A 23,738-nucleotide genomic window follows, 5' to 3' on the forward strand; every position below is an offset into this window, starting at 1 on the left:
CAGGCTCTCGGGCACAGGGAAACTCATCCATTTTAGCGCCATCGAAGCGAACGCCAGTTAACACCAGGTGCGGAAACAGGGAACAGGTATAATTCGGGCATTCACTATCAGCACCTATGGAGCTTTCGCGATGAGCGACAACCAACAATGGCATTACGAGAACTTTGACCCGACGGGTTCGGCCATCGGTTATCGGATCACCCGCAAGCTCGACGAGGTCCAGTCGCCATTCCAGAAGATCGAGATCTTCGAGTCCACCGATTGGGGCAACCTGATGCTGATCGATGGCGCCATGATGCTGACGACCAAGGACAACTTCTTTTATCACGAGATGATCGCGCATCCGGCCCTGCTGACGCATCCGGACCCGAGGAAGGTCGTGATCATCGGCGGTGGTGACTGCGGTACGCTGCGCGAGGTGCTCAAGCACAAGGGCGTCGAATCCGCCGTTCAGTGCGACATCGACGAACAGGTCACGCGCATGGCCGAAAAATACTTCCCCGAGCTGTGCGATTCGAACGACGATCCGCGCGCCACGCTGATGTGGGACGACGGTCTGGCCTACATCAAGAACCTCGAGCCGCGCTCGGTCGACGTGATCATCGTCGACTCCACCGATCCAGTCGGTCCTGCCGAGGGCTTGTTCAACAAGGCGTTCTTTGCCGACTGCTTTAAGGCGCTGCGTGACAACGGCGTGCTGGTGCAGCAGTCCGAGTCGCCGCTGATGTTGCTCGATCTGATCAAGGAACTGCGCGGCGAAATGGGCAAGGCCGGCTTTGCCGAGTTCCAGACGCTGCCGTTCCCGCAGCCGTGCTATCCCACCGGCTGGTGGTCGGTCACTATGGCGCGTAAGGGCGGCCAAGGCTTCGCCTTCCGCGAGCTCCCCGTCGACCTTGCCACGCTCTACTACACCGGCACCGCACACGCCGCCGGCCAAACCCTTCCCCCATTCGTCGCCCAAGCCCTTAAATAATGGGGACGGAGGGAATTAATTTCCCTTAACAATTGGCGGCCGACCGCGGTTGCGCGCCACGCTGTCGCGCCCCAGAGTTGCCGCCACCATGGCCTGAAAACGCTGCCCGCCAAAGGCTCTCTCCTTGGCGGCGTAGCGGCGGATGGCATCCAGATCGTCGGCACTCGTACCCAGCTCCAACCAGCGCCGGTATGTCAGGCCCCGCTCGCTGCGATCCGCCCCGAGCCCGAGATACGCTGGATGCGTGGTCAGTCGCTCATCCGTCGTCAGACCGAGATGGTGCCCCGCACTCGACCACCGGTACGCCGCAGGATCCGCGACTAGCGCCGCCCGCACGGGATTCAACTCGATATAACGCATCACCGCCAGCACATGCCGCGGCGACGTATCGACCAGACACGATTTGTACCGCCCCTGCCACAGGGTGCCGGTGCGCAGATGCCGCACGTTGAAATACTGCACATAGCATTGACCGGATACCCGCATCGCCTTCGCCAGGGATAAGGGTTCGGGGCCCGGCGTGAGCAGCAGATGCACGTGATTACTCATCAGCACGAAGGCATGCATCGCGACCCGCTGTTCACCGCACGCCTCACACAGCAGCCGCATGTAGGTGTGGCGATCTACGTCGTCGACAAAAATCGCGCCACGATTGACGCCCCGCTGAACCACATGCAACGGAACCCCCGGAATCATCATTCGCGGTTGACGAGGCATCGGGTACGCTCGATTAGAGGTCGAACCCATACAATGCCCGCGCCCGCAGCCCGTGATTATCAGCATTTGTCGAAGGCCAGTGTCGGCGTCGGGTGCCATATCGGCCGACCAACGCACCGTTCACAACGGAGACTCATCCGATGAAATCGTTACTAGCACCGGCTCTCACACTCGCGCTCTGCGTGTCGATGGCACCGCGGCTCGCCAACGCCGATCAGTTCGAATACAACACCCTGAAGGACGCCGTAGCCGCGATGCAGATCGTCAACATGGCCGGGCAGGTCAAGTACTATTGCGCACCCTGCGGTGACAAACAGGCCCGCAACGCCACCGTGGACAGTACGGGCATCGCGTTGGTTTGGGATCCGGTCGGGCCTTCGAGCAATAGACCCTACGTTGCCGACGGAAGGCAGTACTGGGAGCTGGAAATTAATGGCAAGCCGGTGGATTTGGCGTACATTTACATTCGAGACGGCGAGAAGTGGCGCAATTTGGCCATGGCTATCGGACAAACACCTGTTGAGGTGCCGGAAACCATCTGACCGTTGCTCGACCAACGACACTAGCGAGCGTCTGCCGGGCCGGCGGCCTAGCGCGCTGGCGACCGACTTGGCCGACCGGCTCGGCCGACCACCCCACCACTTTGACAGGAATGAAGTGCCCATGATGCGTCACAGCGAATCTCACCGCGTCCACCGAGTTGGCTGGTTGCGCGCCGCGGTCTTGGGCGCCAACGACGGCATCATCTCCACCGCATCGCTCATTGTCGGCGTGGCGGCGGCGGGCTCATCGAAACAGCAAGTGCTGGTGGCGGGCCTGGCAGCGGGGATTGCCGGCGCCATGTCGATGGCGGCAGGTGAGTATGTGTCGGTCTCGTCGCAGCAGGATACGCAGGAGGCCGACCTGGCGCGCGAGCGTCATGAGCTCGCCACGGGGCCGGAGGCTGAGCATAACGAGCTCAAGATGATCTATCAGTCGCGCGGCCTGACGCCGGAACTGGCCGATGAGGTCGCGAGGCAATTGACCGAGCACGATGCGTTGGCCGCTCACGCGCGCGATGAGTTGGGGATCACGGATTTCAGTTCCGCCAATCCGTTGCAGGCGGCGTTCACTTCGGCGCTGACGTTTGCGGTCGGTGCGCTGTTGCCGTTGCTGATCGTGTTGGTGGCGCCGGCGCAGCAGTTGGTGACGGCAGTGGTCGCCGCCGCGTTGGTGCTGTTGGTCGCGCTGGGTGCGGTCGGTGCGCGGGCCGGGGGCTCGTCGTACTTGAAGTCGATTGTACGGGTAACCGTTTGGGGCGCCTTCGCAATGGCGGCGACGGCTCTGGTCGGCAATCTGTTCGGTGTCGCAACTGCCTGACGGCTAACGCCTGCGAGCAATCGGCAAACGACTAACGCCCCAGCGCTGCGGCGGAATTCAGTAGCATCTGCTGAAGGGTGTCGCTGTCATCGAGCAGCTCATCGAGCACGGCGTAGTCTTTGGAACCCGGGAACAGCGGCCGTTGCGGCAGATCGATCAGTGGCACGGGCAAATTGGTCGCCTTGCTGGCCTTTAGAAACAGAGAATTGTCGGCCGCGAACGCGGTGATCACGCCATCGACATAGAAGCCGTACTCGCCGAACATGCGCTTAAATGTCAGGCGCGTGCCGAGTCCGGCCTGCTCCAGTACGTAGTCGACGAATTCACGATCGGTGGCCATTTTGTGCAGCGTAACCTAACAGCCGTCGGGGCGCACTTCGCACGTGTGGATGTGATCGTTGACCAGCCCGCACGATTGCATGAACGCGTACATGGTCGTGGGGCCGACAAATTTCCAGCCGCGTTTGCGCAGATCCTTGGACAGCGCGACCGACTCCGGCGAGGTGGTGTGTTCGCACAGCCATTCGGGGGTGAGTTGTTTCGGGCGCGACTTGGTGTCCGCCTTGTAACCCCAGACGAAGGCATCCAGAGAGCCGAACTCCTGCTGGATCTCGAGCGCGCGCGAGGCGTTGTGGATGACGGCCTCGATCTTGCCGCGGTGACGGATGATGCGCTTGTCCTCTAACAGATTGAGGACATCGCCTTCGTGCATGGTCGCGACACGCGGGATTTCAAAACCGTGGAAGACCTCACGGAACGCGGGCCGTTTGGCCAGGATCGTGGACCAATTCAGGCCGGCTTGAAAGCCTTCGAGACTGATCTTTTCGAACAGGCGGGTATCGTCATGCACCGCGGCGCCCCACTCGGTGTCGTGGTAGGCGCGCATTTCGTCCGATGCGTTGGTGGCCCAAGAACACCGCTCGCGGTTGTCGCTGGTTGGTGTCATTGGCTTGCTGGGCCCCAAACGTTAAGGGAAATTAATTCCCTCCGTCCCCATTAAATTAAAAGGCGGTGCGGAGTTTTTTCATGGCGTTGGATTCGATTTGGCGGATGCGTTCGGCGCTGACGCCGTACTGATCTGCCAGATCCTGCAGCGTGGACTTGTCGTCCGGCTTGAGCCAACGGCGCGTGATGATGTCGCGCGAGCGTTCATCGAGCTCCGCCAATCCTTGCGCAAGCTGAGCGAGCTGATGCGAGGATTCATCCTCACGCTCAAGCAATTGCGAAGGATCTTCTTCGGCGGAGCGCAAGTAGGCCGCCGGTGAGGGCGGGCGATGCGAGTTTTCGTCGTCATCGGCAGTGAGATCGAAACCGATGTCGGTGCCGCTCAAGCGCGATTCCATTTCCAGGACCTCGCGTTCGGAGACGTTGAGATCACGGGCGACGGCGCTGACCTCCTCGGCGTTCAACCAGCCCAGACGCGTCTTGGACTTGCGCAGGTTGAAGAACAGCTTGCGCTGCGCCTTGGTGGTTGCAACTTTGACGATGCGCCAGTTCTTAAGAATGAACTCGTGCATCTCGGCACGGATCCAATGCACGGCAAACGACACGAGGCGAACGCCCTGTTCGGGGTCGAAGCGCTTGACGGCCTTCATGAGGCCGATGTTGCCCTCTTGAATCAGATCGGCCAGCGGCAAGCCGTAGCCCTTGTAACCACGCGCCACGTGCACGACGAAGCGCAGATGCGAATGCACCAACTCCTGTGCAGCAGCGAGGTCGTTGTAATCGCGGAACTCGCGGGCGAGCTCACGCTCAGACTCCGCCTCAAGCACCGGGATCCGGTTGACCGCGCTGATATACGACTCGAGAGAGCCCAGCGGGTTCAGTACCGGCAACGAAGCGGCGACCGCCGAAGAACCGGCGGAACGGGCAACAACAAGTTCAGTGGACTGCGTCATGGGACCTATATTAGCACTCTCCTACCCAGAGTGCTAATGGCCAAATGGCGACCTTAACGACGGTTCAGGCAGCCCAGAATATCGGCCGCTCGCCCCGCATTTGCAGGTACCGATTGGCCTTCTCAAAGTGGTCACAGCCCAGAAATCCCCGATGAGCGGACAACGGCGACGGATGAGGTGCACGCAGGATGCAGTGGCGGAAGCGGTCGATCATCGCCCCCTTCTTTTGCGCGTAGGCGCCCCACAACATAAAGACCAGCCCCTCCCGGTCGGTGGCGAGCTGGCGCACGATCTCGTCGGTGAAGCCCTCCCAGCCTTTGCCGACATGCGCACCCGCGGCGCCCTGCTCCACGGTCAGCACCGAATTGAGCAGCAGCACCCCCTGATCCGCCCAGCGCTGCAGATTGCCCGAAGCGGGGATCGGCACCCCGTACTCGCGCTGTAACTCTTTGAAAATATTAACTAACGAAGGCGGTGCGGGCACCCCATCGGGCACCGAAAAGGACAGCCCGTGGGCCTGTCCGGGCCCGTGGTACGGGTCCTGGCCGAGGATCACGACGCGCACATCTTCGAACGGGACGGAGTTCAGGGCGGCAAACCACTGCGTCGGCGGCGGAAGAACTGTCGCGCCGGCGGCCATGCGCGCCTTTAAGAAGGCCCGCAGATCCTGCATGGCGGGCGTCCCGAGATGGGACTCCAGTCGGGTTTGCCAGGACGGGATCATGCGGCCGGCGGTATCCGCTTCGGGTATCACGGACATCACGGATGCCACCTTACTGGTTCGGGCGGGTGTCGCGCAGGTAGTGGCCGGTAACTAGGCCGGCGCCTAGCCACCCGAGCAGCGCTGCCAGCAAGACGATGCCGGTCGCCTGCACAAAATTGAACCCCTGCAGTGCGAAGCGCGAACCATAGGTGGCCGCCAACTGGGCCAGCGACGGGGTCAGGTAGTAGTTCGCCAAGGTCAGCAGACCCAGCGCCGACAGGCCGGCCAGCACGCCGAACACCGCGCCGAGATACAAAAACGGGCGGCGAATGAAGCCATCGGTGGCGCCGAGATGCTGGAGCACACCGATTTCTTCGCGATGGGATTGTATGTCTGCACGCACTGCATTGCCGACGATTAGCACGGCGCCCAGGCCCAGCAGCGCCGCCAGCACCAGGGCGATGGTGCGGCCAAAGCCGAGCCAGCCGTTAAGCCGATCGCGCCAGGCCTGGTCGTGTTGCACGACATCCACCTCGGCGATGGACTGCAGAGAGTCGGCTAGGCGGTTTTCATCGCCGCGAGGGGTCACCACCAGCAAGCTCGGCAAGGGGTTGTTGCCCAGGTTGTCCAAGGTCGGGCCCAGGCTGGTGGTGGCGCGCAGGTCCTGCAGGCCTTGCTCGGGCGTGACCAGATCGACGTTGGCGACATCGGGGCGGGCGCGCCACTGGTCGGCCAGGTTGCCGGCTTGGGCAACCGAGACCTCAGGCTTGAGGAACACGGAAATCTCGCGCGACTGCTGGACGTTGCCGGCAAAGCGGTCGACGTTGGCCAGCGCCACCAGCAGACCCAGCGGCAGGGCCAGTGCGATTGCCATCACCAAAATGGTCAGCAGCGAGCCGATGGGTTTGCGGACCATGTTGCCCAGACTACGCACCAGACTAAATAGGTGGTGATCCACCCAGGTGCGGAAGCCGCCGTGATGCAGTTGCGGATCGAGGACGGTGCTGTTCATTCGGCAAGGTCCTCAGCGGCAATGTCATCGGCCAGTTGGCCGTGGTTGAGTACCAGTACGCGACGCCGCATACGGCGAACCAGGCCCAGGTCATGCGAAGCGATCAGCACGGTGGTGCCGCGATCGGGCAGGCTGGCGAACAGGCTCATGATCTCGGCGGAAAGTGTGGGATCGAGGTTGCCGGTCGGCTCATCGGCCACCAGCAGGTCAGGTTCCGACACGATGGCGCGGGCAATGCCGACTCGCTGCTGCTCACCGGCCGACAGCTGACCCGGCAGGGCGCGCTGGCGGGCACCCAGGCCGACACGTTCCAGAATCTCGGAGACGCGGCGGTTCACTTCCGGACGGCGCATTCCGCGCAGCAACAGCGGCAGCGCCACGTTATCGGCGATGGTGCGATCGGTCAGCAGACGGTGATCCTGAAACACCACGCTCACGGCCCGACGATGAAAGGCAATCTTGCGACCCTTCACCTTGAGCAGGTTGGTGCCGTTAAAAAACACGGACCCGCGCGAAGGCCGTTCGGCCAGGTGAATCAGCTTGAGCAAGGTGGACTTGCCGGCGCCGGAGTGACCCGTCAGGAAGGCCATCTCGCCCTTGGCCAGATCGAAGTTGACGTTATCGAGGGCGACGTGGCCGCCTTCGTAGCGTTTGGTGACTCCCTCAAAGCGCAGCACGCTCATCCGGTCGGCCCTCTTAGCGTTTGTCGCCGAACAGCGACTTGATTCGGCCGCCGAGGCGCTTGATCAAGCCGGGCTTGTCGGACTTGGGCGCCGGCGTGCCGGGTTTGCCGGTGTCGCGCGGCTTGCGGTTGCGGTTCGCCTCGGTGGGCGCTGCCGAAGCCGTGCCGGTGGCGCCGGTCGCGTTCGGTGCGGTGGCGATTGGTCCCTGCGGATCGCGACGTGGCTTGCGGCGACGACGGCGCTTGGCCCGCGGTTCCCCGTTCTCGTCCAGAGCCGGCGCGACTGCGGCCACCGTTTCTTTACGCTCAGCACCCGCACCCGCACCGGTGCCGGCACTGCGCGAACGCTCGCCGCCACCGTGCCGCTCGGAAGAACCACCTGGCTTGCGACCGCTGCTGCGGCGCTTGTTGCCGCCATCACGCTTGGCATCTTGCGCCTCGTTGAACTCGCGCGCCTCGCGGAAGATCGCGCCAACCGACTCGGTTTCCTCGCCTTCGGGACGCTCACGCTCCGGCCGCGGCACGGGGATCAGCAACTCGGGCTCGACATGCGCCGTCGGAATCTTCTGCTCGATGTAGGCCTCGATATCCGGCAGGGACATCGCATAGCGCTCACAGGCAAAGCTGATCGCATCGCCCTCGGTACCCAGACGGGCGGTACGGCCAATCCGGTGGACGTAGTCCTCGGCATCGAACGGCAGGTCGTAGTTATAGACATGCGAGACGCCGTCGATGTGCAGACCGCGCGCGGCGACATCGGTAGCGACCAGAATCTCGAGCTGACCGGCCTGGAAGCGGTTCAGCAGCGTTTCGCGCTTTTTCTGCGGGACATCGCCACTCAGCACGCCGACGCGGTAACCGCCCTTTTCCAGGGAGCGGGCGACGCGCTCGACAAAATGCTTGGTGTTGACGAACACCATGGTGCGGGCGCCCTCGCTACGCGAGATCAGGCCCAGCAGCAGCGGGATTTTCTGATCGTCGGCCGGGAAGTACACCAGTTGACGCACGCGGTCGGCCGTAATGTTGTCGGTTTCGACCACCAGTTTTTCCGGCTCGTTCATGTGCTCATAGGCGAGCTCCAGCACGCGATGCGACAGCGTGGCCGAGAACAGCAAGGTCTGCCGCGTGGTCCGGATCGGCATGCGACGCAGCAGGAAACGGATGTCCTTGATGAAGCCCATATCGAACATGCGATCGGCTTCGTCCAGGACGCAAATTTCGCAGGCATGCAGGCTCACGACCTGATTTTGCTTGACGTAATCGATGAGACGACCGGGCGTGGCGATGATCACATCGACACCTTGCTGCAGCATTTCACGCTGCTTGTCGTAATCGACACCGCCGTAGACGAGTGCGAACTTGAGACCGGTGTCGGCCGCAAATTTCATTGCATCTTTATGGATCTGGATGGCCAGCTCGCGCGTCGGAGCCAGGATCAGTGCCCGCGGATCCTGCGGCTTGCGATCGCCCAGTGCCGGCTGCGTCAGCAAGCGGTTCATGACCGCCACTAAGAAGGCCAGAGTCTTGCCTGTACCGGTCTGGGCCTGTCCGGCCACATCTCTGCCGGCCAATGCCAGCGGCAAGGTCAGCGCTTGAATCGGGGTAGTCTGGTGAAAGCCCGCCGCCTCCAGGCCCGCTGCTAATGCGGGGTGTAAGTCCAGGGACCGGAAGGTCACGTCAGTAAGGGGCTTTTCGCTCATCAAATAAATTGGCTCTGCAAGGCGCCGTGTGGGGGACGGCACTTGATACTATGGAAAGAAGACCCAAGTTTACCCTACCCGCCGCCAACACCGCGGCCGACCCAACTATCCCCGGAGCATCCTGTGAGCGCTAGCAACAACGTCCTGAACGTCACCGACGCCGATTTCGATCAAACGGTCCTGCAGTCCGAGCAACCCGTGCTGGTTGACCTGTGGGCCCCGTGGTGTGGCCCCTGCCGCATGATCGGCCCAGTGGTCGAAGAGTTGGCCGACGCCTATGCGGGCAAGGTCAAAGTCACCAAGGTCAACGTCGATGAAAACCAGCAAGTGTCTATGCGCTATCACGTGCGCTCGATTCCGACCGTGCTGATGTTCAAGAACGGCCAAGTCGTTGACACGCTGATCGGCGCTCCGGGCAATGCCCGCCAAGTGCTGGCGCAGATGATCGATAAGACGCTGTAAGCGGCCTGCGGCCGACTTAAGCGTCAAATCAAAAATCAAAAATCAAAAATCAAAAATCAAAAAAGGCGGCCTGCGGGCCGCTTTTTGCTGCATCCCGTTCAGGAAGCCGCTTGCACGGCGGCCTGCGGGCATGGCATCATGGGACCACTCGGCGCGTCTCAGCGCCAATCCCCGAATTCAATTTCACCACTCCCGACGCGTTCTGCGTCACGCTGGCTACCGCGTTCGAGCGGAGCCGTGCTCGCCCATTGCGAGGTTATTCCCTTTGTCTGACAACGACGACCTGATTCCAGAAGAAACCCCTAAGCGCCGCCGTACGCGCGTCGCTAAACCTGCCGATGATTCGGCTGCCGCGTCCGCAGCGCCTGCTGCCTCTGACGATGGCGCACCCGCTAAAAAGGTAGTCCGCCGCAAGCCGGCCGAGCCCGCTGAGCGTGCCGATGCCGCCCCCGCCGCCCAGGAATCCTCTGATCGCGCCGAGCGCGCTGATCAATCCGAACGTGCTGAACGCGCCGAGCGCCCGGACCGTACCGAGCGGCAGGAACGTGGCGAGCAACGCGGCGAGCGCTATGAGCGTCCGCTGCGCCAGGACCGGCAAGACCGCCAAGACCGCAACGACCGCCAACCGCGCGGCGAATCGCAAGGCGGCGACGCTGGCGGTGAACGGCAGCATGGCGGCGGCAACAACGGCAACGGTAACGGCAACGACGGCGGCGGCAACAACGGCAACGGCAACGGCAACGACGGCGGCGACAACAACGGCTCACCGTGGACCTCGGCCAACGGTAACGAGGGCGGCCAGGGCGACAACAACGGCGGCCAGGATGGCGACCGTCAGGACCGCGGTGGCAACAACCGCAACCGCCGTGACCGCTTCCGCAACCGCCGCGACCGCAACAGCCGCGACCGCCATGGCATGACGACCGAGGATTCCTTCGAACCGTTTGTGCCGCGCCCCCACCCGCAGGTGCCTGAGGGATTCCCGCAGTATTCGCTGGGTGACCTCAAGCGCATGCAGGCCGCTAAGTTGCTCGATATCGCCGAGCAGCTGCAGATCCACGAAGGCGTAGCCCGCGCCCGCAAGCAGGACGTGATCTTTGCGGTCCTCAAGATTCTGACCCGCCATGGCGAAGGCGTCGCTGCTGACGGCGTGCTCGAAATCCTGCCGGACGGCTTCGGCTTCCTGCGCAGTGCCGAGGCCTCGTACCTGGCCGGCCCCGATGACACTTACATCTCGCCGTCGCAGATCCGTCGCTTCAACTTGCGCACCGGTGACCATTTGTCCGGCCGCATCCGTTACCCCAAGGACGGCGAGCGCTACTTCGCGCTGTCCATTGTGGACACCATCAACGGCGAACCGATCGAGGCCAGCAAGAACAAGGTCCTGTTTGAGAACCTGACGCCGCTGTTCCCCCGCACGCGCTTCAACCTGGAACGTGGCGACGGCTCGACCGAAGACATCACCGGCCGCATCCTGGACATGATGGCGCCGCAAGGCAAAGGCCAACGTTCACTGATCGTGTCGCCGCCCAAGGCCGGTAAGACCATGCTGATGCAACAGGTCGCTACCGCCATCACCGGCAACCATCCCGACGTGCATCTGATCGTGCTGCTGGTCGACGAACGTCCGGAAGAAGTCACCGAAATGAAGCGCACTGTGCGCGGCGAAGTGGTCTCGTCCACCTTTGACGAACCCGCTGCCCGTCACGTGCAGGTCGCCGAAATGGTGATCGAACGTGCCAAGCGTCTGGTCGAGCACAAGAAAGACGTTGTGATTCTGCTGGACTCCATCACCCGTCTGGCCCGCGCGTATAACAACGTGCTGCCGTCGTCGGGCAAGGTCCTGACCGGTGGTGTAGATGCCAATGCCCTGCACCGTCCCAAGCGTTTCTTCGGTGCCGCGCGTAACGTCGAGGAAGGCGGTTCGCTGACCATCATTGCCACCGCGCTGATCGACACCGGCTCCAAGATGGACGAAGTGATCTACGAAGAATTCAAGGGCACCGGTAACTCCGAAGTGCACTTGTCGCGCGGCATTGCTGAAAAGCGTGTCTACCCTGCGATCAACATCAACCGCTCGGGTACGCGCAAGGAAGATCTGCTCATCGAACCGGATCTGCTGCAAAAGATCTGGATTCTGCGCAAACTGTTGCATGGCATGGATGAAATTGCCGCCATGGAATTCCTGCTCGATAAGATGAAGAGCAGCAAGTCCAACGATGAGTTCTTCTCCTCCATGAAACGCTAACGCGCTCGTGCGCTGCGCGCACGCGTGAAATCAAAAATCAAAAAGGCCGCGGGGTTCAGTCCGCGGTTTTTTTGTTCTACCGCCCACTTTTATCCGCTTTGCCGGACTTTCCCGTTAGTTCGCGGGGCTTTCCCGTTAAAGTGTCAGACATCGGCACTAATTTCTCACTCTTCATTTCTCACTCCTCACTTCTGAATACTCATTCCTACTCCTATGCACCACGACGCCCTATCGCTTCCTATCGTCTTTCTGCTGGCAGCCGTAATCGCGGTTCCGCTGTTCAAGCGGTTCGGCTTTGGCGCGGTGCTGGCTTATCTTGCCGCGGGTGTCCTGCTAGGCCCCGCCGGCCTGCGCATCATCAGTGATCCCGAGCGCATCCTGGCCGCGTCCGAAATCGGCGTGGTCATGATGCTGTTCCTGATCGGCCTCGAGCTGTCCATCACGCGCCTCAAAGTCATGCGGCGCCCGATCTTCGTCAGCGGCGGTCTGCAGTGGCTGGTATCCGCCGTTGCGCTGGCGTTCCTGGGCGAGCTGTTGGGTCTGTCGGACCGCACGGCCTTCGTGGTGGGTGCGGCCTTGGCGATGTCCTCGACCGCTGTGGGTCTGCAACTCCTGGCTGAGCGCAAGGAACTGCTCGAAGAACACGGCAGACTGGCATTTGCGATCTTGTTGCTGCAGGACTTGGTCGCGATTCCTTTGCTGGCTGCGGTGCCGCTGTTGGGTTCTCTTCGTTCCGAGGAAGGCCTGTCCATGGCCGCCTTTCTCAAGGCGGTGGGCGGGTTCCTGGCGCTGCTGCTGATTGGCCGTATTGCTTTGAAGCACCTGTTCCGGATCGTGGCCCGCACATCCATCCCCGAGGTCTTTACGGGCGCATCGCTGTTGGTGGTGCTGGGTTCGGCATGGTTGATGGCCAACGTCGGCCTGTCCGCGGGCCTAGGCGCTTTTATCGCCGGTGTGCTGCTGGCCGAATCCGAGTTCCGTCACGAGCTGGAATCACAGATCGAACCGTTCAAGGGTCTACTGTTGGGCCTGTTCTTTATTGCGGTTGGCATGAGCGTCAACATGGATGTGGTGGTCACCGAACCGGTGCGCATCTTGGTCATGCTGACCCTGCTGGTGGCCGTGAAATTCGCAGTCCTCTATGGCGTGGGTCGGTTCACCGGCAAGCTGAACCATCTGCAATCGCTGCAGCTGGCCGCCGTGCTGGCAACAGGTGGCGAATTCGCCTTCGTGATCTTGAACCAGGCCGTGGCGAATCGTCTGATCGAGCAGGCGCTCAACGATCAACTGGTTGCCGTGGTGTCGCTGTCCATGGCGCTGACGCCGATCATGGTGTCGCTAATCGGTCGTCTGGTACCGATGGTGCGCGAACGCGAGCGGATTGCTGATCGTCAGGAAGGCGGACCGGTCTACGACGACATCCCGGCCGATGCCGGCGCCAACGCGCAGGTCATGATTGCCGGCTTTGGCCGGTTCGGACAGATCGTCGGCCGTTTCCTGACGGCGCACAAGATTCACTACGTAGCCATCGACAACTCGGCCGAACAGGTGAGTTTCATGCGCCGCTTCGGTAACACGCTGTATTACGGCGATTCGGCGCGACCGGGTCTGTTGCGTGCGGCCGGTGGCGCCAATATCAAAGTGTTTGTGATTGCGCTGGAAAAGAGCGATGACAACAAGCGTACCGTGCGGATTATTCGTCGCATGTATCCCGAGGCCAAGGTGTTTGCGCGTGCGCGCGATCGCCAACATGCCTGGGAGCTGATGGACATGGGTGCAATACCGGTGCGGGAAATGTTCTACTCCAGCATGGAACTGAGCCGTCAGGTGCTCGAGGCACTGGGCAGCGATCCGGAAACCGCCAAGCAACGCACCGCACGCTTTGCCCGCTGGGACGAAAAGCTCCTGCAGGATCAGTTCCTGATCTATGACGATCCGGAGCAATTACGCAACACAGCGGGCTCCGCTCGCAAGCAGCTCGAAGAGCTGTTCGATGCCGATGCGAGCGTCGACGAGGCGATCGATCTCGATCGGACCCCGTAGTTAGTGCGCTTCGAGCTCGGCGCTGATATCTATATAGCCGCGCATTAGCGCCAGTTCCTGGGCGCGACGGTTGAGTGAGTCACGCGCTTCGGGGTCGGCACCGGCCATGAGCAGCTGGCGCACCACCGACGGCAGGCCGTGCAAGGCCGCCAGATGCAGCGGCGTAAATCCGCGCGGATCCTGTGTCTCCAGGCTGGCGCCGGCATCGAGCAGCACACGCAGCGCCGCATTGATCACCGTCTCGTTGGCCTGCGTGCCGGGTTCGGCAACGGATCCGAGCAGCATCAGCAACGGCGTGGCACCGGCCGCTTCGGAGTTGATGTACGCGCGGCCGCCATTATCGAGCAGCACACGAAACAGCTCGAGCACGCGCTCGCTATCGGTTGCCGTGAAGGCCTGCATGGCAGCGCAATGCAAGGCGGTGCGGCCACGCGCATCGCGCACGTTGAAATCGGCGCCGGCCTTGAGCAGACGGTCCGCCACGTCGGGCAGTCCCAGCGCCGCGGACAGGTTCAGTACCGACAACTCGCCGGGCAAGGTCTTGTTGACGTTGGCGCCGGCGGCGATCAGGTCATCGACGATATCGAGCTGGCGCATGCTGGCGGCTGCGGACAGCGGCGTCGCGCCGGAGGTGGCGGCGATTTGCGGGCTGGCCTCGCGTGACAGCAGCAACTGCACGACGGCGCGGTGACCGCCACCGGCGGCCCGCAGCAAGGCAGTGCAGGAGCGGTCATCTTGCGAGTCGACATCGAAGCCCAAGTCGAGCAGGCGGCGGACCGCCTCCAGGTCACCGACCATGGCCGCTGCAGGCAGATCGCTGCCGCGCAAGGGACGTCGCGGGAAGTTCCACTGACGCCAGTCCAGCCAGCGGGCCAGTTGGTCATCGCCACTGGCCAAGGCAACGCCCAGCGGGGACTGGCCATCGGCCGCGAGTGCATTGGGCGACGCGCCGGCCTTAATCAGTGCGCGGACCATGGGCTCGCTGCCCTGCTCGGTGGCCAGGTACAGCGGCGACAGACCGCGCGCGGCCGGCCGATTCGGATCCAGGCCGATCTCCAGCAGGCGCGTCACTACCGGCACCCAGCCCAGGCGCACCGCATGCTCCAGCGCGCCCTGACCGAGCAAGTCACGACCAAACGGATCGGCACCGCGGTTCAGCAAATCGATCGCCATGGTCTGCATGCGCGAGGCGATCTCGGGAGTCCATACCGGCTTACCGACCGATTGCGCAACACTGTGCAGAAAGCGCGCAAACCCGCCATGACCGGACGGCGAGTGGCCGGCATCGAGCAGGACTTGCAGTGCATCGGCAGCGGCCGGCATCCGATCCATCAGGTGGAAGGCCAGCACATCGCCACGCATATCGGGCACTTGCGGATCCGCACCCTGCTGCAGCAACCAGCGGATGCGCTCCGGTGTCGGCAAGGCATCAATGCGATGCATCAGCAATCCGAGATCGCGGGCCGACAACAGCGGCACCAGATCGGCGCGCGGGGTCGGGTCGCCCTGATCCAGGGCCTCACGCAGCAAGGCAATCGGCGAGGCATCTTGCGAGGAGCCATCGCCATCGAGCTCGCGCAGGGAGCTTGGGAGCTCGTAATCGGGATCGAGTGCGGAGAGCAACTTCCAGCGGCCGTTGCGGGCGGCCAGATCGACAGGGCGTCGGCCCTCACGGTCGACGGCCTGCGCATCAACACCGGCAGCGAGCAGTTGCCCGACCAGATCGGCGGTGGTGCCTTCGGCATTGAGAGCCCAGTGCAGGGCCGTATTGCCCGCACCGTCAACGGACCAGTTCGCCGCCGGCGTGCCGCTTAGGGCCTCGTGTAACCGTTTGAAGGCCAGACCGCGACCGCCAGCCACCGCATGCAGGGGTGCGTTCATGCCGTCCTGATCGCGGATCAGCGGGTCGGCACCGGCCTCGAGCAGCAGACCGATAATGTCAGCATTGCCATGTTGTGCGGCCAGCTGCAGCGGGGTGCGACCCTGTGCGTCCTGGACGTTGACCTTGACCTTGTGGCGCAGCAGCAGCTGCACGCCGCCGATGTCGTCATCGTCAATGGCGGCCGCATCGAACAGGGGTGAGCGACCGCCGTTGAGCTGGATGCCGGCGCCCTTGTCGAGCAGGAACCGCGCCAGTCGGAAGTTGCCCGACTCCATGGCGGTGCCCAGCGGCGACTGGCCGGCGTGGTTGAGTGCATCGAGCGAGGCGCCGGCATCGAGCAGCATGGCGGCGACGCCGGGATCGGAACTGCGCGCGGCATGATGCAGCGGCGTGTTGCCATCGGGATCGGTCTGACGCACATCGCTGCCGTTGGCGATCAGAGTCATGACCGCATCGGGACGGCCGTGCCAGCTGTCTTTGCAGGCGGCCAGCAAGGGCGTGACGCCGTTTGAGGTCTCGTTGACCGACAGGCCGCGCGCAATCAGCGCCCGCAGCAGACGCAAGTCAGGCAAGACCGCAGCGATCAGGGGCAGATGGCGACGATCGCGCGAGGATTCGGCGGGGCCGGCATGCGGGTCAGCGCCCTGCTCGAGCAAAGCAAGCGCCTCTTCGACGCGACCGGCGCGGGCTGCCTCGTACAGAGCCAGATCCAAGCGCGGATCGCGTGCGGGCGTCTCGGCAGCAGGTTCTGCAGCCGGCTCGTCATCGGGATACGAAGCCAGGTCAATCAGCGGACCATCGCTGTCGAGCGACACGACATCGGTCGGCAGGGCCAGTTCCGCGCCTGAAGGGACCAGTGCGGCGACCGCCTCGGGCGCCTCTTCGAGCTCGGCACTCAACAACTCGGACTGCGGCTGATCGGTATGGACTCGACGCTTACGAAGGCCGAGCGACGGATCACCACTAACGGGCGGTGCCAGTTCGGGCGGCGTCGGCACCGCATGCGGAATATGCGCAGGAGCGGGCGACGGTGCGGGTGCGCTGCGCGGTTTGGCGCGCAACGGGCTATCTGCCCATTTCAGATCACGCAGGGACTCAGGCGCTTCGGGGACGTTGCTCCAGTCATCGCGCGCCAAGGGGGCGTGGTCGTGATCGGCACTGCCCGGCTCCAGACGCTCGCGCCGTTGTGATGCACTTGCCGGAGAACGCAGCAGCTTCTGCCACCAGCTGGATGACTTAGGCATCGGTCCCCCAGTCATCGGTCATGGGATCGAAGTTGGTGTTAGGCGGCAGCTGCAGATGAAAGCCACGCTCCTTGAGATGCTGCAGCACGGTGGCGGCATCCTCACGGGCGAGCTTGCGATCAGGGGTGAGCTCAAATTCCAGTGCGAAATCCAGGCGACCCAGCGATTGCAGAATAGGTGGCGGCACGGCATCAAACGCGTCACGGCGTGACACGTACAGATACGCGCCCTGCTTGCGGACGCTGCGGTAAACGAAAACTTGCATGGATAAGCGCTGAGGGACAACCGGTGCCGGAACCGCTTCAGCATAGCAAATGCTATGCTTTTAGCACTATTTTTACGGGTGATTTTCATGGTCCGACCGCTGTTCGTTGCGTGCTGTTTAGTTCTCGCCTCCGTCGCTCGGGCACAGGACCCGACTCCCGTCACGCTGGAACAGGCCATGGCCAATCCCGATTGGATCGGTCGCCCGGTAGAAAGTGCGTGGTGGTCGTGGGACAGTCGCACGGTCAATTACACGCAGCAGCGCACCGACAGCAACGTGCGCGATCAGTTCCAGGTCGAGCAGGAAAGCCGCGGCACGCGCAAGCTGACCGGTGCGCAACGCGCCGAAATCGACGGCGCTTATCCCGTGTCGGATACGCAGGGCGCCCGCATGGCCTTCGTACGGAATGGCGATGTGTTTGTGCGCGAACTCAGCTCGGGTCGTCTGATTCAAGTCACCCGCAGCGTTACGGAAGAGGCCTCGCCGCAGTGGTCAGCCGACGGGCAGCTGGTCTATCGCAGCGGCAAGGATTGGTTTGTCTGGCGTCCGAACGCCGGTGTGACGGCCATTGCGCCGGTCAAGGTTGGCAAGGATCCGGCAGTCGAACCCAAGCGCGACACGCTGCAGCAGCAACAGTTGGCGCTGTTCAAGACGCTGCGCGATGACGTGGCCCGCAAGCAGGCCGCCGCCGCCCAGAGCCGTGACTGGCGCGCCGAGGATCCGACGCAGGCCTCGCCTTCGGCCTATATTGACGGCAACTTTGAGATCCAGAGCACCTCGTTGTCGCCCAACGGCCGCTGGATGCTGGCAATCACGCAAGAAAAGGGCGCCGACACTGGCCGCGAAACCAACACACCCAAATGGATCACCGAGACCGGTTACACCGAGCCGGAATCCTCGCGCACGCTGGTCGGTCGCACCGATCCAGTCAATCAGCAAGTCTGGCTGGTCGATGTGCAGGCGGGCAAGGCACGGCAGATTGCGCTCGATGGCCTGCCCGGCATCCAGGTCGATCCGCTTAAGGACCTGCGCGCCAAAGCCGGCAAGGATCCCCTCAAGGGTTCGCGCGCCGTGCGCATCCAGACCGATGGCGATGACAGCGGCACGGCCGTGCATTGGACTGCCGGCGGTGACGAGGTGGCCTTCATGGTCCGCGCCGTGGACAACAAAGACCGCTGGATCGTTTCGCTCGCACCCAAGGGCAAGTTCGATAGCGTCGCCGCCGTCAGCCGTCATCGTCTGACCGACCCGGCCTGGATCAACTGGAACTTCAACGATTTCGGCTACACGCCCGATAACCGCCTGTGGTATCTGTCCGAGCAGTCGGGCTATTCGCATCTCTATCTCGAAGGCAAGGCCCTGACCTCCGGCCGTTGGGAGGCCTCCGACGTGACGCTCGATCGCGCCGGCAAGCAGTTCTTCTTTGTCTGCAATCGCGCCAACCCGGGCACGTACGAGCTGTGCACCGTCAATCGCGACGGCGGTTCGGTGCGTGAGCTGACCTCGTTGAAAGGGGTCGAAGGCTATGCCATCGCGCCCAATCAGCAGCGCATTCTGGTGCGTTACTCGGGCAGCTACCTGCCGACACAGGTGGCCACGATTCCGCTCAACGGCGGTCAGGCCACGGCGCTGACAGATACGCGCAGCCCCGAGTTCAAGAGCCGCACCTGGATCCAGCCCGAGTACGTGCAGATTCCCTCCAAGCACGGTGCGGGCACCATCTGGGGCAAGTTCTACGGCCCCGCCAAGTATGAAGCCGGCCGTAAGTATCCGATCGTGTTCTTTGTCCACGGTGCCGGTTATCTGCAGAACGTCTCGCAGCGTTATCCGGCCTATTTCCGTGAGCAGATGTTCCACAACCTGCTGGTGGAACGCGGTTATGTCGTGATGGACATCGACTATCGCGCGTCCGAGGGTTACGGCCGCGATTGGCGTACGGCGATCTACCGGCAGATGGGCCATCCGGAGCTCGAAGATCATCTGGACGCGCTCGACTGGGTCGTTGCCAATAAGCAAGGCGACAAGGACAAGGCCGGTATCTACGGCGGTTCCTACGGCGGCTTCATGACCTTTATGGCGCTGATGCGTGCACCGGGCACGTTTAAGGCCGGCGCCGCGCTGCGTCCTGTGGCCGACTGGGCGCAATACAACCACGAGTACACATCGAACATTCTCAACACGCCGGAGCTCGACCCCGAGGCGTACCGCAAGTCGTCGCCGATCTACTACGCGGATCAGCTGCAAGATCGTCTGCTGATTGCGCACGGCATGATTGATGACAACGTCTTCTACCGGGATTCGGTGATGTTGGCGCAACGTCTGATCGAGCTGCGCAAGACCCGTTGGGAATTGGCCAGCTACCCCATGGAGCGCCACGGCTTCGTCAACTCCGATTCCTGGTACGACGAATATCGCCGCATCTACGAACTGTTTGAGACCGAACTGAAATGACCGCTGTTCGCAACGTGCCCTCGTCGGGCGCGACCGATATCGAATTCACCCGCGTCCGCGAGTATCTGCTGGGTTTGCAGGACCGTATCTGCGCCGGCATCGAACAGGCCGATGGCAGTGCCAAGTTTCAGCAGGACATCTGGGATCGGCCCGAGGGCGGCGGTGGCCGCACGCGCATCCTGCGTGATGGCGGGGTGTTCGAGCAATGCGGCATCGGATTCTCCGATGTGGCCGGCACCAAGTTGCCGCCTTCCGCAACGGCGGCACGTCCGGAGCTCAATGGCGCTTCGTGGAATGCGTGCGGCGTGTCGTTGGTGTTTCATCCGCGCAATCCCTACGTGCCCACGACGCATGCCAACGTGCGGTTTTTCCGTGCCATCCGCGACGGCGAAACGGTGGCATGGTGGTTCGGCGGTGGCTTCGATCTGACGCCATTCTATCCGTTCGACGAGGACGTCATCGGCTGGCACCAGGTGGCGCGTGGTCTGTGCGAGCCGTTCGGCGGCCAGCAGCGCTATCAGGAGCACAAGGACTGGTGCGACCGTTACTTCTACTTGCCGTTCCGCAGTGAAACGCGCGGCGTCGGCGGTCTCTTCTTTGATGATCTGCAGACCGACTTTGAAACCGATTTCGCGTATCAGCGCGCAGTGGGCGACGGTTTCCTCGATGCCTATCTGCCGATTGTCGAGCGCCGCAAAGACACGCCCTACGGCGATCGCCAGCGGCAGTTCCAGCTGTACCGTCGTGGTCGCTATGTCGAGTTCAATCTGGTGCTCGATCGCGGTACGCACTTCGGCCTGCAATCGGGTGGCCGTACGGAGTCCATCCTGATGTCGCTGCCGCCGCTCGTGCGCTGGGAATACGGCTATCAACCCACCGGCGAAGAGGCGCGGCTGTCCGAGTATCTCGTGCCGCGTGAATGGCTCCGCGAGAAAAAATAAATCAAAAATCAAAAATCAAAAATTGGGACGTACCCAATTAATTCGATGTTAATAGGGTCGTACCCCATTTTTATGGGGTACGACCCTATTAACGAATTTTTAAATGGGTGCGTCCCAATAAAAAAGCCTCACAGGAAGGGGTGGTCCTGTGAGGCTTGGAAATAGTGCCAGGGGAGGGCTCTATTTCAGTACGGAGAGCATCGAGGGGTGGGTTATGCCCTCCGCGTGTCGGGTATTGCGCCCGACACCGTTATGAAAACACAAAGTCGCGTTTTGAAACCGTTAAACCGGTTTTATTTTCCGAAATTATTTATGTTCAATTCACTCTGATGAAAGGCCTCGGGCGGACTGTCCGTGGACTGCTGCTCGGTTCAATGGGCCTGTTCCCAGTTCAGGCCGACGCCCGAGTCCACCACTAGCGGTACCTTTAGGCTGGCAGCGGCGCTCATGCGCTGTTTGACCCCGGCGGTGATTTCTTCGACTAGCGACTCCTCGACCTCAAAGACGAGTTCGTCGTGCACCTGCAGAACCATCCGAAGCCGCTTCTGCTCGAGCCGTAGTTCGCTCATCCACTGATCGATGTCAACCATGGCCCGTTTGATGATGTCGGCCGCTGTGCCCTGCATTGGCGCGTTGATGGCGGCCCGCTCGGCACCGGCCCGCAGCGCCGCGTTGCGCGCATGGATATTTGCAAGCACCAGACGCCGACCGAACACGGTTTCGACATAGCCTTGTTCAGCCGCCTTGGCCCGCGCCTCGGACATGAACGCGCGCACGCCCGGATAGCGCTCAAAGTAGGCAGCGATGTAATCCTGCGCCTGACCCCGCGGCACCCCCAACTGGCGCGCCAGCCCAAAGGCACTCATGCCATACATCAGACCAAAGTTGATGGCCTTGGCGGCACGGCGCTGATCACCGGACACCTCAGCTAAGGGCACGCCAAACACTTCGGCGGCGGTGGCCTTGTGCACGTCCTCACCGCCGTTAAAGGCGGCCAGCAAGGCCGGATCGTCGGACAGGTGCGCCATGATCCGCAGCTCGATCTGCGAGTAGTCGCAGGCAACGATCCGATTGCCGGGCTCCGCGATGAACGCCTCACGGATGCGCCGTCCGTCGGCGGTACGGATCGGAATGTTCTGCAGGTTCGGATCACTGGATGCTAAGCGCCCCGTGGCCGCGCCCGCCTGGTGATAACTGGTATGCACACGACCGGTCTCCGGATTGATCATCTCTGGCAACTTGTCGGTATAGGTGCTGCGCAGCTTGGCCAGGCCCCGGTACTGCAGGATGATGCGCGGCAACTCATGCTGATCGGCAATCGCTTCGAGCGCTTCTTCATTGGTCGAAGGCGCCCCACCCGGCGTCTTGATCACCGCCGGCAGACCCAACTCGTCGAACAGCAAGGCGCCCAACTGCTTGGGCGAATCCAGATTGACCGGCCGACCTGCCAGATGATTGGCGGTCTGTTGCGCCTCGACCATGCGCGAAGACAGATCCTGCGATTGCGCACGGAGCACATCGGCATCGACCTTGACGCCGTTGGCCTCGATCTTGCGCAACACCGGCACCAACGGCATCTCGATGTCCCGATAGACCGCCTCGAGACTCGGGATGGCCTGCAACTGCGGACGCAAGACCCGATGCAGACGCATGGTGACGTCGGCATCCTCGGCGGCATACCGCGTGGCGGGTTCCAGCTCGACCTGATCAAAGGTCAGCTGCTTTTTGCCCTTGCCGGCCACATCGCCGAACTGCACCGTGGTGTAGCCCAGATAATGCTTGGCCAGACTGTCCATGTCATGACGCGTAATGGTGGTGTTGAGCACAAAGCTCTCGAGCATGGTGTCGTCGGCATAGCCTTGGACCATCAGACCGTGCCGCTGCAGCACCTGCAGATCGTACTTACCGTGCTGCCCGATTTTGCGCTTGGCAGGATCCGTCATGACCGGTCGCAGGGCATCAAGCACCATCGTGAGATCCAACTGCGCCGGCGCCCCCGGGTACCGATGCGCCAACGGAATGTAGCAAGCCTTAAACGGTTCGATGGCCAGACTGATGCCGACCAGATTCGCCCGCATCGGGTCCAGACTGTCGGTCTCCACGTCGAAGGCAAACTCATCGGCCGACTGCAACTGCGCGACCCATCCCTGCAGCGATTCCACCGACAGCACGGTCTCGTAGCTGCCCTCCTGGGCCCACTCGGCGGCGGGCGCGGCACTCGGCTCGACCACACCGCCGTCGCTACCGGCACCGCGACGGGCGGGCGCTTTGCCCGCCGACTCCGACTCGCCACCGGTGACATCTTTGAGCGCCTGCTTCATGCCGTAGCGTGTGAACAGAGTGGTGAGCGCCTCGATATCGGGCGCCTTGCGCGCCAGATCATCGGGCTCGACCCCCAACTCCAGATCGGTGCGGATCGTGGTCAGCTCGCGGTTGAGCGGCAGACGCGGCAGTGCGGCGCGCAGGTACTCGCCGATCTTGCCGGTGAACTCTTCGGCGTGTTCGATGACATCGCTCAAGGTGCCGTACTGATTGAGCCATTTGGCCGCGGTTTTTTCGCCGCATTTTTCGACGCCGGGGATGTTGTCCACCTTGTCGCCCATCAACGCCAGGAAATCGGCGATCTGATCGGCGCGCACGCCGAACTTGGCGACGACCGCCTCATCGCTATCCAGCTGACTGCCGGTCATGGTGTTGACCAGACGGATGCCGGGGCCTACTAACTGCGCAAAGTCCTTGTCGCCAGTGGAGATCTTGACCGCCAGGCCCTCCGCCGCGCCGGTGGTGGCTAGCGTGCCGATCACGTCATCGGCCTCGACACCCTGGATACTCAGCAACTTGACGCCCAGCCCCTGCACGATGGCCTTTAGGGGCTCGATCTGCTGACGCAGCTCGTCGGGCATGGGCGGCCGGTTGGCCTTGTACTGCGGGTCCAGATCGTTACGGAAGGTCTTGCCCGAAGCATCCATCACGAACACGATGTAGTCGGGCTGCTCCTTGAGATGGGCCCGCAGCATGTTGACGACGCCGAACAGGGCCCCGGTCGGCTCGCCATCGGCATTGGTCAGCGGCGGCAGGGCGTGGAAGGCGCGGAACAGGTAGCTGCTTCCGTCAATTAGCGTGAGGGTTTTCATCCACCCATTTTACGTGCCCCAATC

The 23,738-nt window shown here is 62.6% G+C and carries 18 protein-coding genes and 1 pseudogene; 8 read left to right on the forward strand and 11 right to left on the reverse strand.

Features of this window, described 5'->3' with window-relative positions; translation table 11 throughout:
- The first annotated feature begins 130 nt into the window (after positions 1-130).
- Positions 131-973, forward strand: a complete 843-nt coding sequence (gene speE / locus V3390_RS02335; RefSeq protein WP_331703209.1) for a polyamine aminopropyltransferase — start codon at positions 131-133, stop codon at positions 971-973.
- A 15-nt stretch (positions 974-988) separates the two neighbouring features.
- Here the strand turns inward: speE and V3390_RS02340 are convergent, their stop codons facing one another.
- Positions 989-1,690, reverse strand: coding sequence for a transposase (locus V3390_RS02340; protein WP_331703210.1), 702 nt, complete (start codon positions 1,688-1,690; stop codon positions 989-991).
- 140 nt (positions 1,691-1,830) lie between these two features.
- Here V3390_RS02340 and V3390_RS02345 point away from each other — a divergent pair, with 140 nt between their 5' ends.
- Together V3390_RS02345 and V3390_RS02350 are read left to right on the forward strand one after the other, a co-directional pair.
- Positions 1,831-2,232 (forward strand): hypothetical protein, encoded by a 402-nt coding sequence (locus V3390_RS02345; protein ID WP_331703211.1) that lies wholly within the window; start codon positions 1,831-1,833, stop codon positions 2,230-2,232.
- A 121-nt stretch (positions 2,233-2,353) separates the two neighbouring features.
- A complete protein-coding gene (locus tag V3390_RS02350) occupies positions 2,354-3,049 on the forward strand; it encodes a VIT1/CCC1 transporter family protein (protein WP_331690130.1) in 696 nt (231 codons plus the stop codon).
- Positions 3,050-3,080: 31 nt separating this feature from the next.
- On the opposite strand, the gene V3390_RS02355 is transcribed toward V3390_RS02350, so the two are convergent.
- The 7 genes from V3390_RS02355 to rhlB all read right to left on the reverse strand — a co-directional run bounded on the left by V3390_RS02355 (position 3,081) and on the right by rhlB (position 9,044).
- Entirely contained in the window at positions 3,081-3,389 is a 309-nt protein-coding gene (locus V3390_RS02355; RefSeq protein WP_331703212.1) for a TfoX/Sxy family protein, read from the reverse strand.
- A gap of 15 nt (positions 3,390-3,404) precedes the next feature.
- Positions 3,405-3,995 carry a DNA-3-methyladenine glycosylase I gene (locus V3390_RS02360; RefSeq protein WP_331703213.1) on the reverse strand — a complete coding sequence of 197 codons (591 nt, stop codon included), beginning with the start codon at positions 3,993-3,995 and terminating at the stop codon, positions 3,405-3,407.
- A 55-nt stretch (positions 3,996-4,050) separates the two neighbouring features.
- Entirely contained in the window at positions 4,051-4,947 is an 897-nt protein-coding gene (rpoH, locus tag V3390_RS02365) for an RNA polymerase sigma factor RpoH (RefSeq protein ID WP_331703214.1), read from the reverse strand.
- Between the two features lie 64 nt (positions 4,948-5,011).
- Positions 5,012-5,698 carry a uracil-DNA glycosylase gene (ung, locus tag V3390_RS02370; protein WP_425493007.1) on the reverse strand — a complete coding sequence of 229 codons (687 nt, stop codon included), beginning with the start codon at positions 5,696-5,698 and terminating at the stop codon, positions 5,012-5,014.
- A gap of 22 nt (positions 5,699-5,720) precedes the next feature.
- A complete protein-coding gene (gene ftsX / locus V3390_RS02375; protein WP_331703216.1) occupies positions 5,721-6,662 on the reverse strand; it encodes a permease-like cell division protein FtsX in 942 nt (313 codons plus the stop codon).
- Complete coding sequence (gene ftsE / locus V3390_RS02380; protein ID WP_331690135.1) at positions 6,659-7,345, reverse strand: cell division ATP-binding protein FtsE; 687 nt, start codon at positions 7,343-7,345, stop codon at positions 6,659-6,661. The genes ftsX and ftsE overlap by 4 nt, the downstream gene beginning before the upstream one ends.
- Positions 7,346-7,358: 13 nt before the next feature.
- A complete protein-coding gene (rhlB, locus tag V3390_RS02385; protein WP_331703217.1) occupies positions 7,359-9,044 on the reverse strand; it encodes an ATP-dependent RNA helicase RhlB in 1,686 nt (561 codons plus the stop codon).
- A 123-nt stretch (positions 9,045-9,167) separates the two neighbouring features.
- On the opposite strand from rhlB, the gene trxA reads away from it, so the two are divergent.
- The 3 genes and pseudogenes from trxA to V3390_RS02400 all read left to right on the forward strand — a co-directional run bounded on the left by trxA (position 9,168) and on the right by V3390_RS02400 (position 13,797).
- A complete protein-coding gene (trxA, locus tag V3390_RS02390; protein ID WP_331690137.1) occupies positions 9,168-9,506 on the forward strand; it encodes a thioredoxin in 339 nt (112 codons plus the stop codon).
- A gap of 622 nt (positions 9,507-10,128) precedes the next feature.
- Positions 10,129-11,754 (forward strand): annotated as a pseudogene (gene rho / locus V3390_RS02395) (transcription termination factor Rho); the annotation flags it as partial.
- A 213-nt stretch (positions 11,755-11,967) separates the two neighbouring features.
- Positions 11,968-13,797 carry a monovalent cation:proton antiporter-2 (CPA2) family protein gene (locus tag V3390_RS02400; RefSeq protein WP_331703218.1) on the forward strand — a complete coding sequence of 610 codons (1,830 nt, stop codon included), beginning with the start codon at positions 11,968-11,970 and terminating at the stop codon, positions 13,795-13,797.
- Here the strand turns inward: V3390_RS02400 and V3390_RS02405 are convergent, their stop codons facing one another.
- Both V3390_RS02405 and V3390_RS02410 read right to left on the reverse strand, forming a co-directional pair.
- Positions 13,798-16,923 carry an ankyrin repeat domain-containing protein gene (locus V3390_RS02405; protein ID WP_331703219.1) on the reverse strand — a complete coding sequence of 1,042 codons (3,126 nt, stop codon included), beginning with the start codon at positions 16,921-16,923 and terminating at the stop codon, positions 13,798-13,800.
- Positions 16,916-17,188, reverse strand: coding sequence for a YcgL domain-containing protein (locus V3390_RS02410; RefSeq protein WP_331690141.1), 273 nt, complete (start codon positions 17,186-17,188; stop codon positions 16,916-16,918). The genes V3390_RS02405 and V3390_RS02410 overlap by 8 nt, the downstream gene beginning before the upstream one ends.
- 99 nt (positions 17,189-17,287) lie before the next feature.
- Between V3390_RS02410 and V3390_RS02415 the strand changes: the two genes are divergently transcribed.
- Positions 17,288-19,639 (forward strand): S9 family peptidase, encoded by a 2,352-nt coding sequence (locus V3390_RS02415; protein ID WP_425493008.1) that lies wholly within the window; start codon positions 17,288-17,290, stop codon positions 19,637-19,639.
- Positions 19,636-20,580, forward strand: a complete 945-nt coding sequence (gene hemF, locus V3390_RS02420; protein WP_331690143.1) for an oxygen-dependent coproporphyrinogen oxidase — start codon at positions 19,636-19,638, stop codon at positions 20,578-20,580. The genes V3390_RS02415 and hemF overlap by 4 nt, the downstream gene beginning before the upstream one ends.
- A gap of 371 nt (positions 20,581-20,951) precedes the next feature.
- Here the strand turns inward: hemF and polA are convergent, their stop codons facing one another.
- On the reverse strand, positions 20,952-23,714 hold the full coding sequence (gene polA, locus V3390_RS02425; RefSeq protein WP_331703221.1) for a DNA polymerase I: 2,763 nt from the start codon (positions 23,712-23,714) through the stop codon (positions 20,952-20,954).
- Positions 23,715-23,738 lie beyond the last annotated feature (24 nt).

The organism is Aquilutibacter rugosus (assembly GCF_036541335.1).
GTDB classification, from domain to species: domain Bacteria; phylum Pseudomonadota; class Gammaproteobacteria; order Xanthomonadales; family Xanthomonadaceae; genus Aquilutibacter; species Aquilutibacter rugosus.